This window comes from Histophilus somni 2336, from assembly GCF_000019405.1.
GTDB lineage: Bacteria > Pseudomonadota > Gammaproteobacteria > Enterobacterales > Pasteurellaceae > Histophilus > Histophilus somni.
On record NC_010519.1, the window covers coordinates 1431244 to 1448200 of the forward strand.

At 34.8% G+C, this 16957-nt stretch carries 13 protein-coding genes; 8 read left to right on the plus strand and 5 right to left on the minus strand.

Annotation, left to right across the window (positions count from 1 at the left end):
• Positions 1–86: 86 nt before the first annotated feature.
• Positions 87–2123 (minus strand): oligopeptidase A, encoded by a 2037-nt coding sequence (prlC, locus tag HSM_RS06515; RefSeq protein ID WP_012340421.1) that lies wholly within the window; start codon positions 2121–2123, stop codon positions 87–89.
• Between the two features lie 286 nt (positions 2124–2409).
• On the opposite strand from prlC, the gene HSM_RS06520 reads away from it, so the two are divergent.
• The 8 genes from HSM_RS06520 to HSM_RS06550 all read left to right on the plus strand — a co-directional run bounded on the left by HSM_RS06520 (position 2410) and on the right by HSM_RS06550 (position 12008).
• Positions 2410–3600, plus strand: coding sequence for a MalY/PatB family protein (locus HSM_RS06520; protein ID WP_012340422.1), 1191 nt, complete (start codon positions 2410–2412; stop codon positions 3598–3600).
• The gene (nhaC, locus tag HSM_RS06525) at positions 3590–4999 is read left to right on the plus strand and encodes a Na+/H+ antiporter NhaC (protein ID WP_012340423.1); all 1410 of its coding nucleotides are present in this window, start codon (positions 3590–3592) and stop codon (positions 4997–4999) included. The genes HSM_RS06520 and nhaC overlap by 11 nt, the downstream gene beginning before the upstream one ends.
• Positions 5000–5144: 145 nt before the next feature.
• Complete coding sequence (locus tag HSM_RS06530) at positions 5145–6308, plus strand: XylR family transcriptional regulator (RefSeq protein WP_012340424.1); 1164 nt, start codon at positions 5145–5147, stop codon at positions 6306–6308.
• A gap of 107 nt (positions 6309–6415) precedes the next feature.
• Positions 6416–6778 carry a YbaN family protein gene (locus HSM_RS06535; protein ID WP_012340425.1) on the plus strand — a complete coding sequence of 121 codons (363 nt, stop codon included), beginning with the start codon at positions 6416–6418 and terminating at the stop codon, positions 6776–6778.
• Between the two features lie 58 nt (positions 6779–6836).
• Positions 6837–8399, plus strand: a complete 1563-nt coding sequence (locus tag HSM_RS06540) for a peptide ABC transporter substrate-binding protein (protein ID WP_052292872.1) — start codon at positions 6837–6839, stop codon at positions 8397–8399.
• Positions 8400–8458: 59 nt separating this feature from the next.
• A complete protein-coding gene (locus HSM_RS11355) occupies positions 8459–8971 on the plus strand; it encodes an ATP-binding cassette domain-containing protein (RefSeq protein WP_431308818.1) in 513 nt (170 codons plus the stop codon).
• 140 nt (positions 8972–9111) lie between these two features.
• A complete protein-coding gene (locus HSM_RS06545) occupies positions 9112–10392 on the plus strand; it encodes an ATP-binding cassette domain-containing protein (protein WP_431308821.1) in 1281 nt (426 codons plus the stop codon).
• A gap of 260 nt (positions 10393–10652) precedes the next feature.
• Positions 10653–12008 carry a porin gene (locus tag HSM_RS06550; RefSeq protein ID WP_012340427.1) on the plus strand — a complete coding sequence of 452 codons (1356 nt, stop codon included), beginning with the start codon at positions 10653–10655 and terminating at the stop codon, positions 12006–12008.
• A gap of 105 nt (positions 12009–12113) precedes the next feature.
• On the opposite strand, the gene HSM_RS06555 is transcribed toward HSM_RS06550, so the two are convergent.
• The 4 genes from HSM_RS06555 to tnaA form a co-directional block, all read right to left on the minus strand.
• Entirely contained in the window at positions 12114–12767 is a 654-nt protein-coding gene (locus HSM_RS06555) for an IS1595-like element IS1016C2 family transposase (protein WP_011608478.1), read from the minus strand.
• 84 nt (positions 12768–12851) lie between these two features.
• Positions 12852–13838 (minus strand): beta/alpha barrel domain-containing protein, encoded by a 987-nt coding sequence (locus HSM_RS06560; protein ID WP_012340428.1) that lies wholly within the window; start codon positions 13836–13838, stop codon positions 12852–12854.
• A gap of 363 nt (positions 13839–14201) precedes the next feature.
• Positions 14202–15431: an aromatic amino acid transporter gene (locus tag HSM_RS06565; RefSeq protein ID WP_012340429.1), complete on the minus strand. Its 1230-nt coding sequence runs from the start codon at positions 15429–15431 to the stop codon at positions 14202–14204.
• A 65-nt stretch (positions 15432–15496) separates the two neighbouring features.
• A complete protein-coding gene (gene tnaA / locus HSM_RS06570; RefSeq protein WP_012340430.1) occupies positions 15497–16912 on the minus strand; it encodes a tryptophanase in 1416 nt (471 codons plus the stop codon).
• Positions 16913–16957 lie beyond the last annotated feature (45 nt).

Sequence of the window (16957 nt, forward strand, 5' to 3'; positions counted from 1 at the left end):
AAAAAGGGCGTTTATACGCCCTTTTTTCTATTAGTGTCGATATTTTTTGTCAATCTAACCGCACTTTTCGTAAATACTAAATTAATTTAAGCAATACCTTTATGTCGCAGTAGTGCATCTAATTGAGGCTCACGACCTCTAAAGCGTTTAAATAGAATCATAGGTTCTTCCGATCCTCCACGAGTTAAAATTTCATCTAAAAATGAACGACCTGTTTCCGCATTAAAAATTCCTTCTTCTTCAAAACGGGAATAAGCATCGGCAGATAAAACTTCAGCCCAAAGATAGCTGTAGTATCCGGCAGAATATCCGCCTGCAAAAATATGACTAAAGCTGTGAGGTGTTCTTGCCCAATCCACACCTTTGATCACCGCAACGTCAGATTTAACCTGTTTTAAGGTCGCTAGGATTTGATTTGGTTTATTAGCTTCAAAATAATGGTGTAAACGGAAGTCGAATAAACCGAATTCTAATTGACGTAAAACAAACATTGCCGCTTGAAAGTTTTTCGCTTTTAGTAATTGATCTAATTTTTCTTTTGGTAGTGGCTTGCCGGTTTCATAATGTCCTGAGATGAATGCTAACGCCTCTTCTTCCCAACACCAATTTTCCAAAAATTGACTTGGCAATTCTACTGCATCCCAAGGTACACCATTAATTCCGGCAACATCAGCGACATCAATTTTTGTGAGCATATGATGAATACCATGTCCAAATTCATGGAATAGGGTAGTGACTTCGTCATGGGTGAATAAAGCAGGTTTGTCGCCAATCGGAGCATTAAAATTACAAGTCAGGTATGCAACAGGTTTTTGAATTGAACCGTCAGCTTTACGTTTTCGTCCAATACAATCATCCATCCAAGCACCGCCACGTTTATTTTCTCGAGCATAAAGATCTAAGTAGAAACTTCCTCTCACTTCATTTTTTTCATCAATTAAATCAAAGAAGCGTACATCTTTGTGCCAAGTGTCTACGTCAAAACGCTCTACTGCTCGAATATTGAAAATTCGTTTAATTAATTCAAATAGACCTGAAATAACTTGATCTTCTGGAAAATAAGGACGAAGTTCCTCATCATTAATTGAGTATAAATACTGTTTTTGTTTTTCGCTATAAAAGCTAATATCCCAAGGTTCAAGTGCGGTGATATTATAATTTTTTTGGCAAAATTCTTGTAATTCGGTCAATTCTTTCTCGCCTTGATTTTTTGAACGTTTTGCTAAACTTTCCAAGAAATCAATAACTTGTTGTGGAGTGTCCGCCATTTTGGTCGCAAGAGAAAGCTCTGTATAAGTATTAAAGCCTAACAAATGAGCAAGTTCGACACGCAAAGTCAAAATTTCTTGCATAACATCTGTATTATCCCATTTTCCTGCATTTGGTCCCAGTTCTGAAGCACGAGTAGCAAAAGCTCGATACATTTCTTCTCGTAGTTCTCGGTTTTCACAATAGGTCATGACGGGTAAATAACTAGGGAATTCCAAGGTAAAACGATAACCATCAAGCCCTTTAGATTGTGCGGATTGTTTTGCTGCTTGTAATGCACTTTCAGGCAAGCCAATTAGATCTTGTTCATTTTCGACGACTTTATCCCATCCCATTGTTGCATCAAGGACATTATTACTAAATTTAGCGTTTAGTTCAGATAAACGAGCAACGATTTCACCGTATCTTTGCTGTTTATCTTCTGATAAGGCAATACCCGATAATTCAAAATCACGCAACGCATTTTCTATCGCTTTTTTTTGTGCAACCGTATATTGGGTAAATTCCGGACTATTTTTTAGTTGCACATAGGCATTATATAACCCTTTATGTTGCCCTAACCAAGTACTATATTCTGAAATCAGCGGTAAACAAGCTTGATAAGCGGCACGCAATTCAGGACTGTTTTTCACCGCATTTAAATGAGAAACAGGCGACCAAGCACGACCAAGTTTTTCCTCTTTATCGTTTAGGGGTTGAATAAAATTCTCCCATGTAAAGTGCGGTTGTTTTAACACTTGTTCTACCGTTTCACGATTTTGTTGGATCAATTGCTCAATCGCCGGTTGAATATGTTCAGGTTTGATTTTTGAAAATTGTGGAAGTTCTGAATGGGTTAACAGTGGATTAGACATAAGTGTTCCTCAAAATAGACAGTTATTTTATATAAAAAAGTGGTAAGTAGATTGGGATTTATTCTAGAAAATCAAGGTTGAGGTCTAAAAAATGTGAATAATTTAGGGGTATTTTATTAATAGTTCATAGGAAAATTTTTATTTTGTTTTCATTTTATTTTTCATATCTTATTTTGTGTACTAGATCACAAAAAAGAAAAAAAGTAAATTAAATATTAAAATTAATAATTTAAAAGATTAATTTCAATAGATAAACTTACTTAAAGTTAGAAAACAGGGGAATTCCATGAAAGAGTTATCTGTGGATTGTATTATTGAGCGGAGAGATTGTCATAGTGCTAAATGGGAATTAGCAAAAAAATATAGTGAAGATATTATTCCTATGTCGGTAGCTGATATGGATATTCCTTCACCTAGAGAGTTAATAGAGTATTTAGGAAAGTTAAATAAAAAAGGGATATATGGATATACTATTTTTCCTAATAATTATAAAAAAATAATTCAAAAATATTTTTTAAGACATTATGGAAGTTATATAGATGAAGAAAGTATAGTATTTTGTCCAAGAATAATACAGGCTGTTTCTATTTATATCAGAGAGTTTACATGTATAAATGATAATATATCTATTTTATCACCTTCTTATAAACCATTGGTAAATGCAATTTCTTTAAATAAAAGAAATGCAATTTTATGTGATTTAATATATAAAAATAATCAATACTATATTAATTTTGATTTGTTAGAAGATTGCTTTAAGAAATCAAAAGTATTTATATTTATTTCTCCACATAATCCTACAGGAACAGTATGGAGTAAAAATGATTTGGAAAAAATAGCCATGTTAGCAGAAAAATATGGCGTTTTTATTATATCTGATGATATACATGCAGATTTTAATTTTTCCAACAATAAGCATATTTTTATTTCATCTGTTAGTGAATATGTTGAGAATAATTCTATTATATGTACATCCCCGTCTAAAACTTTTAATATTCCTGGATTAGAAATATCAAACTTATTAATAAAAAATACCTGCATTAGAAATAAATTTAAACATCACTTAGAAGCATTGGGATTTCATAATCCAAATTATTTTTCTGCATCTGCATTAATAATTACATATAGTAATTGTGATGAGTGGAGAAAAGAATTATTGGAATATATTAGAGAAAATAGATCTTTGGTGAAAGATTTTTTTGAAAAAGAGATTCCTGAGTTAGAGGTTGTTAATAGTCAAGGGACATATCTTGTTTGGATTAACTATAAAAAATTAAATCTAAATGAAGATAAATTAAAATATTGGCTCATTAACTTATCTAAAATTGAAATGTCTTGGGGGTCTGATTTCTTAAGAGGTGGTGAATATTTTTTTAGAATGAATATAGCTATGCCAAGAATAGTTTTAATATCTTGTTTAAGAAAAATAAAAGAAGGATTAATTTTGCTATTAGAGGAATCAAATTATGGAAAATAATATGAAAAGAAAACCGAAATTATTAGAGGCATTATCTCCAATTTTATTTATGCTATTTTTATTGGGGTGCGGTTATGCATTTTTTGATTTGCCACCAGAGCCTTTAATGATTCTTTCATGTGTATTTGCAGGTATTTTAGTGAAAAAGTTAGGGTATTCTTATAATGATATTTTAGATTCAATTTCATTTAAAATATCTAAAACTATGCCTGCATTATTAATTTTAATTACTGTTGGCTTATTAATTGGAACTTGGATCATTGGCGGTACTATACCAATGATGATTTATTATGGATTAAAGGTCATTGATCCTAAATTTATTTATATTACAGCATTATTTCTAACAGCAATAGTATCAATTTGTACAGGAACATCCTGGGGGTCAGCGGGTACAGTTGGTGTTGCATTTATGGGTGTTGCAATTGGTTTGGATGCCAATTTAGCTGCCACAGCGGGTGCCATTGTTGCCGGTGCTTATTTTGGAGATAAACTTTCACCATTATCTGATACAACAAATATAGCTTCTGCTGCAACTAATGTTGATTTATATGAACATATTGCTCACTTACTTTACACAACATTACCATCTTTTCTAATTTCTGCTTTAGTTTATATTGTATATGGATTTAATATTAATATTGATAATGTAGCAACACCTGATAAAGTATTATTGATGATTTCAGGGTTAGAAAGTATTTATAATTTTAATTTATTTTTATTGATACCTGTAATAATTATTTTGTGGGGATCTATCACCAAAAAACCAACAATTCCAGTTATGTTATTTTCAGCAGTTATAGCATCATTTAATGCAATTTTTATTCAACATTTCTCATTAAATGATGTTATTAATAGTGCATTAAATGGATTTAATATCTCAATGTTACCTGATTCTTTAAATATTAGTTCAGATCTTGCCCGTTTACTGAATCGGGGAGGGATGAATTCTATGATGGGAACCTTATTAATTTGTTTTTGTGCGTTATCTTTTGCAGGGATACTTTCACTTAGTGGTGCATTAGATGTAATCATTAATTACTTATTGAGATTAGTGAGATCAACGGCTTCATTAATTTTTATTACTATTCTTTGTGGTCTTACTATGATTGGTGTGACTTGCAATGGGCAAATTTCAATATTAATTCCAGGAGAAATGCTTAAAGATGCTTACATTGACAGAGGTTTACATCCTAAAAATTTAAGTCGTACTGTTGAGGATTCAGCTACAATTATAGAGCCTATCCTTCCTTGGACTGCTGCAGGGGCTTATATGGCTGGTACTTTAGGTGTTGCCACATTAACTTATTTACCTTGGGCAATCCTTTGTTGGAGCGGTATTGTATTTGCGATGATCTACGGTATAAGTGGGATTGGTATCGCTAAATTAAAACAAGAGTAACGTAGGAAGAAAATACTTAAGGAATTACTCGTCCTTTTAATTAAAACCAGTGAAAAAGAGCGGTTAGTTTTAGAAAATTTTATATGAAGCAATTTTTCGTATTTGTATGGTGAAGCGAAAGCTCGATATTATTAAAGGAAGATACATGGATAACACACAAAAATATTACCGCATTGCTTTATTGTTCAACGCCAATAAGGTGTATGATCGAGAGGTGGTGGCTGGCATTGGACAGTATATTCAAGCATCGCAATGCACATGGAATATTTTTGTGGAGGATGATTTTGTTTACCATAAAGAAACCATTGAACGACTGTCTATTGATGGTATTATTGCTGATTTTGACGATCCTGAAACCGTTTCCTTGTTGAAAAATATTGATGTTCCCACTATTGCGGTAGGGGGATCTTATCAGAATTTTGCTGATTATCCGCACTTCCCTTATGTCGCTACTGATAATTACGCTTTAGTCGAAACCGCTTTTTCCCATTTAAAACATAAAGGAATTAGTCAATTTGCCTTCTATGGTTTGCCGACTCAAGGCAATCGGCATTGGGCAAATGAGCGGAAAAATGCTTTTGTAGATTTAATGGAAAAATATGCTTATCAATTTTCTGTATATTTAGGTGATAAAACTGATTCAGGCAGTTGGCAAGTGGCACAATCGGAATTATGCCAATGGCTACAAACATTGCCGGCACATACCGGCATTATTGCAGTAACGGATGCTAGGGCAAGGCATTTATTACAAGCCTGCGAATATTTGAAAATAGCCGTTCCTGAGAAACTTTGTGTGATTGGTATTGATAACGAAGAATTGATCCAATATTTATCTCGCATTTCTCTATCGTCTGTTGCTCAAGGTACCAAACAAATTGGTTATCAAGCAGCGAAAATGTTGCATAGTCTGTTAAGTGGACATAAAGTGAGATTACAACCAATTTTAATTCCTCCCTTAAAAGTAGAAGAACGGGCTTCTACGGATTACCGTTCTTTGCGTGATCCTTTTGTGATTCAAGCAATGCATTATATTCGCCAACGAGCCTGTCATGGTATTAAAACAGAGCAAGTATTGGATCATTTAAAAATTTCCCGTTCTAACTTGGAACAACGTTTCAAATTGGAATTAAACAAAACCGTTCATCAAATTATCCATGAAGAAAAACTTAACCGAGCCGTGTATTTACTTCGCTTTACCGATATTTCTATGCCAGAAATTGCTGAAATATGCGGTTATCCTTCTTTGCAATATTTTTATGCAGTAATGAAGAAAGCCTATGGGATAACCCCAAAGGCTTTTCGTCGATAAATTACTAAAGCACTAATGATTTAGTTACTGATTGAGTAAAATCAGGGTTGAAAATCTAAAAAAAATGAGAATAATTGAAAACTGTTTTTATTTTATTAGTAAGCTGTATGAAAATCGTTTATTTAAGTTTTGGTTTTATTTTTCTCGCATTAGGTATTCTTGGCATTATTATGCCGGGATTACCGGGTTTTCCATTTTTACTCTTGACTATTTTTTGTTTTAGTCGAAGTTCGGAGCGTGTGCATAATTGGTTTTTGCAGACAGAAATATACCAAAAGCATGTTCTACCTTTTAACGAAAATAGGGGGATGCGTAAGAAAACAAAATACAATATCTTAATTTTTGCGACTATTATGATGGCAATTGCTTTTTACTTTACACCCAGTGCGGTTGGCAAATCGATCATTCTTGTTGCCTTAGTCATTAAATATTGGTATTTCTTATTTAAAATCAAAAATTTAAAAACGTAACTGATCTTGTTTACGTGTTTTTGTATAATGTCTCAAATAATTTAAATAAGTAACAAAAATGCCTTTTTATTTCCTTCGTGTTTATCTGTTTTTATTGCTAAAAAGTGCGGTGCTTTTTAGTATGCTTTTTTTATCTGCTTGTAATGAAAAACAAGAAAATATTAAGACTGAAGTTTTTCAACATAAACAGTCTGAGCAAGTTCAGTTGCAAGAAATAGAAAAAAAGCAATTAACACGAGGTATTTATGCTGAGTTGGTCGTAGATCCTTTGTTGCTGAAAGAAGAAGGACAGGCAGAGATTTTGCGTGATATTTTCGAAGGATTAACAGGCTACAATACGCAGGGTAAGATTATTCCGGCGGTTGCAGAATATTGGCAAACGGAAGACAACAAAAACTGGATTTTTGTGTTGCGTAAAGATGCAAAATGGTCTAACGGCGTCAAGGTCATCGCACAAGATTTTGTGGATAGTTGGCATAGACTGGCTTTATCTGATAATCCATTGAAGATTTATTTTCGTCTAATGAATGTCAGTAATGCGGAATCAGTTTTAAATAAAATGTTACCGGTAGATAAATTGGGGGTTTTTGCATCAAATGAACGCTTATTACATATTCAACTTGATAAACCGACACCACAATTACCGGCAATGTTGACCCATGCTGTTTTATTACCTAAATATCAATCGACAGATAATGAATTTATAACAAATGGTGCTTATCAAATTGCTGAACGACAAGAAAAACAAATTGCTTTAGCAAAAAATCCTTATTATCGAGAATCGGAAAACGTTTATTTTGATCGAGTTATTTATCGAGAAATTTCCCAAAATCAATCGATTAACTCTTTAGATTTCGTTCTGAATGCAAAATCATCGCAGGAAAACTTAATTTATTTGCCCCAATTATGTGTTTATTTTTATGAGTTTAATTTTTCTCACCCCCATTTGAAAAAAAGTGCGGTTCGTAGAGCATTAATTTCAATGGCAACCATTCCACAAACTTTTTTTTCAGCGAAAATGCAAGCAATTCATTCTTTTTTGCCTCATTCTTTGCGATTAGGACAAGAAGACATTTGGGAGCCGACTATTGTGGAAAAATTATTCGCAGAAAGCCAAATTACAGAAAAATCGCCGTTAAAATTCACGTTAACTTACGATAAAACGGAAATACAAGAAAACATTGCAAGAAAATTTATTCAACATTGGTCGCAATTAGATTTAATTCATGTAAGAGCAAATCCGGTTTCAAGAGAAGAATTACTGCAACAACGGGCAATTGGTGATTTTGATATTATTCGTTCAGGCTGGTGTGCGGATTATAAGGAACCGTCAAGTTTTTTGCTTAATTTTCATTCTAAGAGTCCGGACAATAAAACAGGCTACCAAAATCCTCAAGTAGATCAATTACTGGAAAAAGCGTTGCAGTCTTTAGAAGAAAAAGAGCGTAATATTTTGTATATGGAAATAATAAAAATTTTGCAACAAGAGCAAGTGGTATTACCTATTTTTCAGCCTCTTATCCCCGTTTGGCAAAACAACATTTTGGGTATTGAACAGAACAATGACAGTGGTGTGATATATAGCAAAGATTTGTATCGACAGAACAAAGCAAGCGAATAAGAATATCTTATTTCCGCATAAATAACCTATTTAACTTTTAAACATATTAAGGAATTATTGTGGCATTAGTGAGTTTAACCAATGGCTATCTTTCTTTTGGTGATCAGCCGTTATTAGATTGTGCAGAATTACATATTGAGGCGGGTGAACGAGTTTGTTTAGTCGGTCGTAATGGAGCAGGAAAATCGACATTAATGAAAATATTGGCACAAGACGTCATGATGGATGATGGACACTTGCAATTTGAACGAGATTTGATTGTGTCTCGGTTACCTCAAGATCCGCCAAACTATGCAGAAGGCAATGTATTTGATTATGTAGCGGAAGGTATTGGACATTTAGCTGATTTATTAAAAGATTATCATCGTATTTCTCTACGATTAGAAAAAGAATACAGTGAAACATTGCTTAATCAATTAGCACATATTCAAGCTGAACTGGAACATACCGGCGGTTGGCAATTTGAAACAAAAATTAAAGAAATTCTAACTAAATTAGATTTGAATCCAGATACTTTATTAAATGAGCTGTCAGGGGGTGGCTACGCAAAGTTGCCCTTGCCAAAGCGTTAGTTTGTAATCCACATGTTTTATTACTTGATGAGCCGACTAACCATTTAGATGTTGACGCAATTGAATGGCTCGAAGAATTTTTATTGACCTTTAGTGGCAGTATTATTTTTATTTCTCATGACCGCTCTTTTATTCGAAAAATGGCGACACGTATTGTGGATTTAGATCGAGGTAAATTAGTTTCTTATCCGGGCAATTATGATTTGTATTTAACAGCCAAAGAGGAAAATTTACGGGTTGAAGCACTAAAAAATGAACTCTTTGACAAAAAATTAGCACAAGAAGAAGTTTGGATTAGACAAGGAATTAAAGCTCGCCGAACTAGAAATGAAGGTCGTGTAAGAGCGTTAAAAGCATTGCGTGAAGAACGTCGGCAACGGAGAGAGGTACTGGGCAAAGCTAAACTACAATTAGATAATTCAAGTCGCTCAGGAAAGATCGTGTTTGAATTAGAAAATGTTTGTTATGAGGTAGCAGGGAAAACCTTGTTAAAAGATTTCACAACGACCATTTTGCGTGGAGATAAAATTGCTTTAGTCGGTGTAAACGGGTGTGGTAAGACAACGTTTATCAAGTTGTTGTTGGGAGAAATTAAACCAACGTCCGGAATAATTCGTTGCGGTACAAAATTAGAAATTGCTTATTTTGATCAGTATCGTGCCGATCTCGATCCGGAAAAATCGGTTATGGATAATGTAGCTGATGGCAAACAAGATATTGAAGTGAATGGTATTAAACGCCATGTTTTAGGTTATTTGCAAGATTTCTTATTTCCGCCTAAACGTGCTATGACACCCGTAAAAGCACTTTCCGGCGGAGAGCGTAATCGCCTGTTGTTAGCAAAATTATTACTCAAACCCAGTAATTTATTAATTCTTGATGAACCGACAAATGATTTAGACGTGGAAACATTGGAATTGTTGGAAGAATTATTGGCGGATTATCAAGGAACGCTTTTAATTGTCAGTCATGATCGTCAATTTATTGATAATACAGCAACAGAATGTTATATGTTTGAGGGAAATGGCGTTCTGAATAAATATGTGGGCGGTTTTTTTGATGCAAAACAACAGCAAGCTAATTATTTTGCTTGTAAAGCAGAGGAACAAGTTAAGCAGAAAAAACATGAAGAAGAGAAAAGAGGCGTAAATTCAGTCGTTGAGAAAGCAGAATACAAAACTCGCCAAGTTAAATTATCCTATAAAGAGCGGCTTGAACTGGAACAATTACCTCAGTTGTTGGAAGAATTAGAAGAAAAAATCACCGCCCTTCAAACGGAAATTAGTGATGTAGATTTCTTTCAGCAACCGCATGAATATACATCAACAAAATTACAAACTTTAGCAGATATGGAGCAAGATTTAGAGACGGCTTTTTTACGTTGGGAAGAATTGGAAGAAAAAAGGAGTTTAGCCAATTGAAATTGGGTTTAAAGGGTAAAATTTAAGGTTTTGTTATCAACAAAAACCGCACTTTTTCAGCAAATGGTAAAAAAAGTAAGAAATTGAAGCGATGTTTTACTAATCCGACCACTTTAATAAAACCCTAAATTTATTTGTTCATATATTTCCTTTGCTTTAGAATTCGACAAATTTTAATGTCATCAAATAAGGAATTGATTGAAAAATGAACGTCAATAAAAAAAAAATCGCTTCTTGCTAAACCTCTAATTGCATCAGTATTGTCGTTATCTGCCGCTTATGCCAATGCGGCAGCTTTCCAACTCGCCGAGGTATCCAGTTCCGGTTTGGGACGTGCTTATGCAGGTGAAGCGGCGATTGCTGATAATGCCGCCGTTGTAGCGACTAACCCTGCCTTAATGAGTTTGTTTAAAGCAAATCAATTTTCTATAGGTGGGGTTTATGTTCAATCTAGAATTAATATAAATGGTGAAGTAAATGTTAATGTAGGGAAGGGAGTTGTACAAGTTGCAGAGGAAAAAGCAGATCAGAAAAAAGTTGTACCCGGTGCATTAGTTCCCAATTTGTATTTTGTTGCACCTATTAATGACAAATTTGCTATCGGTGCGGGTATGAATGTCAACTTTGGATTACAAAGCAAATATAAAAAGGATTATGATGCCGGTGTTTTTGGCGGAACTACTGAGCTGAATTCCATTAATTTAAATTTAAGCGGTTCATATCGTATCAGCAAAGGATTAAGCATTGGAGCCGGATTAAATGCGGTTTATGCTAAAGCAAAAATTGAGCGTCATGCGGGTGTTCTAGATAAGGCAATTGATACTATTGCCGATTATAATGGAATGGTTGGGGGTATCAAAATTCCTTCATTGCAAGTGTTAGTCCCAATTTTCTCCAAGTTAAAAAATGGAGTGAATACGGATACTCTCTTAACACAATTACAAGATAATAATGCATGGGGATTCGGTTGGAATATCGGGGCGGTTTATGAATTTAATCAAGGTAACCGTATCGGTATTGCCTACCACTCTAAAGTAGATATTAATTTTAAAGATGATGATGCCTTGAGTTATCAATTTGAAGCAGTAAATATTATCCCTGTTAAAGAGAAAGGTGGGTTAACGCTACATTTGCCGGATTATTTCGAAATTTCCGGTTTCCATCAATTAACGGCAAAATTCGCCATGCACTACAGCTATAAATATACTAAATGGAGCCGTTTACAAAGTTTACATGCCACTTATGATAACGGTAAGGTTGCTTTCCATAAAGATGAAAAATTTCATGACAGTTCACGTGTAGCTCTAGGGGCGACTTATAATGTGAATGATAAATTAACCCTGCGTGCAGGTATTGCTTATGATGAGTCTGCCGACCATCCGAGTGCTTCAATCCCCGATACCGACCGCACTTGGTATAGCTTGGGTGCAACCTATAACTTTACGCCTAATCTTTCTGTTGATGTAGGTTTTGCTCATTTACGTGGTAAAAAACAGCAATTTAAGGAAAAGCATAAGATTGGAAGTACAGGTGTTGAGTTCGGCAGTATAGATGCAAACTATAAATCAACAGCACGTGCCAATTTGTACGGCTTAAATCTTAACTACCGTTTCTAACGGTTATCCGATTGTTTATTAGTTATAGAAGGCGTATTTTTGAATACGCCTTCTATTTTTTTGTTCAAAACATTACAAAATGTTAGGGGCTGTATTAGATCAGCCCTAAATTCCACACCATTTTCGCAATGTTTTTAACTGCTCTTTTGGTGTTCCAAAGTTAAACCGAAATTCACATTCCTTCAAGAACAAAGGAAAGTTTTTTCGGTCAATTCCATTATATTTTCGGAGTATCCGTTTGGCTTGACTCCAAAAGTTTTCTATACCGTTGATGTGATTTTCTTTCACTGCAAACAACTCCGAATGATTGATGCGTTCGTGGTGAAATTGGCTCACATCAAGAGCATCATAGCTACGATATGTATCGGTATAAACCCAACTGTCAGGCTTGATTTTCCTTGTGATTACAGGCATTATCGTTTCGGTTTTGGTATTTTCTACCACCACCGTAAATACCTTTCCCTGTCGTTTTAACAAGCCAAAAACAGCCACTTTACCGGTTGCTCCACGCCCTCGTTTTCCTTTACGATGACCACCAAAATAGCTTTCATCAAGCTCAATCTGTCCATCAAAAACATCATCGGCTTCAAGGGCTAAATGATAGCTGATGACTTCACGAATTTTACGATAAAACAAGGCACTTGAATTTGGATTGATACCTAAAATATTAGCTGCTGATCGAGCTGTCACTTCTAACACAAAAAACTCAAGGAGCTTTTTCTGTATAGATTTCTTTAATTTACAATGAGTTATTTTCATTTTTATAGACTGGCATACTTACTAATCTAATACAGCCCCAAATGTTAAGTGAATAATTGTCAAGGTTCAGTTTACTTTCGATAGTTATTTTCCCAAAATCTCCGCAAAGACATGAATACCTTTAACGCCCAATGCAGTTGCTAACCCAACGAAATTTGCACCGGCAGTTTTCATTCGTTCAAAACCTGCTTTGTCATTAACACCACCTACACCGATAATTTGTAGGTCTTTTAATTTAGGTTCTTTATCCAGCATTTGACGCAGAGTATAGACATTACCTAATGATAATGCGTGAATTGCTGTTCCTGCCAGTCCTCCAATGCCTGTTCCCGTTTCAGAATTTAATATGGATTTTCCCTCTTGCATCACTAATGAAGAGCCAAGCGTATTAGTAGAAGTAATAAAGGAAATCGGTAGCGTTTTATTTTCTGTTAGCGATTTTAATAGTCCATTAATTAATTCATCATATTGGTTTTGATAGGTAAATGGTGGAATTTTAATGCCAATCGGTAAAGCCTCTTCCCCTAGACTTAACTTGGCTAAAGTGGTTTGTAACGCATTTAAATAAGGTAATAACTCTTCTGCGGCATAGGCAGGCGAAATTTCTCCGGGCATATTGGGGCAAGAAATATTGATTTCCATTGCTAAGGGCATCTTCACTTCTGTTTGTAGCGTCACGATTTGCTCATAGCATTCTCCTACTTCTTCAGGTGAACCAAACACGGAAATAATGAAAGGCTTGTTGGAAGTGGTTTTTAATTCATCGGAGATAGTACGAATAAAGCGAATGGTAGTCGCTAAATTATTGGGACTAAGTCCAATTGTATTTAGGCTGGTAGTTTGTTGTGGAGTAGCATTGGGGGTATTAACACTGGCTGTTTTTTGTGATGTTGAATCAAATAATACATATTGGTTTTTTGTCCAGTCATGAGGATAGGGAACTAGCATAGACGTGCGAGTTGTAACCGCACCTGTATATTGACAAGCATAAAGTTCACGTAAATTTTCTAATTCGGAACACCAAGGGCAAGGGGTATTTAATAGGGCAGGGTGAATGTTAAGTTTTTTCATTTTGGTTTTCTCCATAATTAGATCATAGTTAATAAAAAAGGACGCTATAAATAGCGTCCCGGTAAGTTAAGATTAATTCTTTTCAGATGTAACAAATTCAATAGAATGGTAACTGAATCACAAGATTTGATGTTTTTTAATGAAAATTTATGGATATATATTAACATGTTGCTGATGCAGAAAAAACATTACCATAGAAAGAGGGTTGAACGTGGTTGAGAAAGTCAATCTTTTATTTATACAAGATTTCTAAACCACGTTATTAAACTGGGGCGGTAATATAACTTATTTCAGCAAAAATGAGAAGCTAATTTAGCTATATTTTATCTAAAAATTTTAGGGTATTAGAATTCAGTCAAAATTTTATCCTTTGAAAGAGGGTAATATGTTAAACATCGATAGAAAATGGAAAAGTGCGGTAACAATACCAAATAGAATAACCAGTAGAATAGTGACATTTCCGCCTGCAACCATAAATCCTTGTTTACCATTAGGTAATTGACGTGATTTGTAAGCCAATAATGCAGGGATAATACAAGCCCAAATTGTTGCCACCGCACCTGCATAACCGATAGCTTTCAAAAAACCTAATGGGAAAGCAACTGATAATATTAATGGAGGAAGGAAAGTTACTGCCCAAGATTTTGTTCTCCCTATTTTGTTGTCATCAAATTTAAATAAGTCAGCCAAGAAGTCAAATACACCTAAACCTACACCAATGAAAGAGGATAGAATTGCAGCAATGGAAAAAGCATTAATAGCTTGTTTAACTGATGCAGATTCAATTACATTTCCCAAAGCTTTGAGTAACACATCTAAATTGCCATCACTGGCAATAATTGGTGCAAATTGATTTCGTGGCAGATTACCAAAAATGGAAATGACCCATAGTAAATAAAGTGCAAGGGCAATTATTGTTCCGCCTAAAATAGCTAATTTGGCTTTATGTTCATTTTTATAGTATGCACGCATTGTTGCAACCGAGTGGTGATAACCGAATGATGTTAATGCAACGGGTAATAAACCCATAGTATATATTACATAACTATTATCTGAGTCGGTATTTGTATTAAATAAAATGGCTAAGTCAATATTTTTAGTTAAGCCAAATACACTAAGCATAAAGGAGGTTGCCATAAAAATAATTAATATAACGGAAATGCGATCGACAATGCGAGTGGAATGCCAAACAAAGAAAGAGAATATCAAAACGAAGATAATTGACCAAACTCGAGAGTCAATGTTGAACATTTCATTTGTTAATCCACTTAGGATGCCACCTGATGCTGTAGTATAAGCGTATAGTAAAATACCTCCAACAAAATAAACGGATAAATTGTTGATGATGTTGACAGTATTACCTAATAGGCTTTTGGTGACTGTATTAAAAGAAGCTCGTAAATCAAAATGTTTATAAGCCTCAAGTAATAACCAACCGGATAACGTCATGCAAGTCATCGTAAATCCAATGGTGAGGACAGACCAAATAGTCCAAGCTCCCGCACCAGATGTAGGTAAGCCTAACATTCCGGCACCGACACAGACACTCGCAATAATGCAAGCGCCACCGAAAATAGAAGGTGATTTTTGCATAATATAGCTCCTTTTGAAAACTATAAAAAAACACCGCACTTTTTGTTAAAAGTGCGGTGCCAAATTTAAATCTCTTTTAATCGAGCGGTGAAATGACGCAGTACTTTAGGTTCATAAGTAAAATCTAACCCTTTGATATTTTTTGCATTCTCTTTCACTTGTTTGAATGCTTCAATGATGAAGTCCATATGTGTTTGAGTGTAGGTCGCACGAGGAATAGTTAAACGTAACAATTCAGCCGGGCAAGGTAATTGTTGACCTGTTTTCGGATCTCGTCCTAATAGGAGAGAACCGATTTCTACGGATCGAATACCTGCTACTTTATATAATTCACAAGCAAGAGCCTGAGCTGGGAATTGTTCTGCTGGGATATGTGGTAATAATTTGCCTGCATCCACAAAGGCGGCATGTCCACCGGGTTGTTGACAAACAACACCGATCTTTTCTAAACCTTGTACAAGGTATTCAATTTGGCTAATACGATAAGCTAACCAATCTTGACGCATACCATCACGTAAACCTACAGCTAGGCGTTCCATTGCACCACCTTCTAGACCACCATAGGTAGGGAAACCTTCTTGTACAACACAAAGTGTACGACACTCGTTGTAAACATCTTCCATTGAATTATCTTTGAAGCAGAGTAGTCCTCCAATAGGTACCATTGCATCTTTTTTTGCAGACATAGCCAAGGCATCTGCATATTTATAGCTTTCGTAAGTAATTTGTTCAATAGTCCAATCTTTGTATTCTGCTTCACGTTGTTGAATAAAGTAGGCATTTTCAGCGAAGCGAGCCGAATCCATAATCACAGGAATATCATATTTACGTGCAATTTGGTACATGGCTTTCATATTGGCAAGAGATACCGGTTGTCCACCGGCAGAATTACAGGTAATAGTACATACAATGTAAGGAACATTATTTGCTCCAACTTCTAAAATACCTTGTTCCAGTTTTTCTAAATCAAAATTACCTTTGAAATCATGATCTACATCTGTGTCAAAAGCTTCTTTTATATAGACATTACGTACAGTTGCACCATTTAATTGACTATGACCTTGAGTAGTGTCAAAAAAATAGTTAGAGAAAACAACCATTTTATTTCGATCCAACCCTTTTTCTTGCTCACGTTTTTTGATCAAGACAGGAATATAAATTTGTTCTGCACCACGACCTTGATGGGTTGGAATTGTGTATTCATAACCAAAGATTTCTTTCACTGCATTGGCAAGAGCATAGTAACTGCGACTTCCGCTATAAGCTTCATCACCTCTTAGCATGGCAGCTTGCATATCTTGAGTAACGGCACCTGTACCACTATCAGTTAATAGATCAATAAAAATATCTTCACTGTCTAATAAAAATAGATTCATACCTGCTTTTAAGATAGCTTCATCACGATAGGCACGAGTTGTACGTTTGACAGGTTCAATAACACGAATACGGAACGGTTCTGGTAAATGTTTGAAATTTTCCATGATTAAATCCTCAAATAATTGATTAAAAAATGTATATTACAAAAA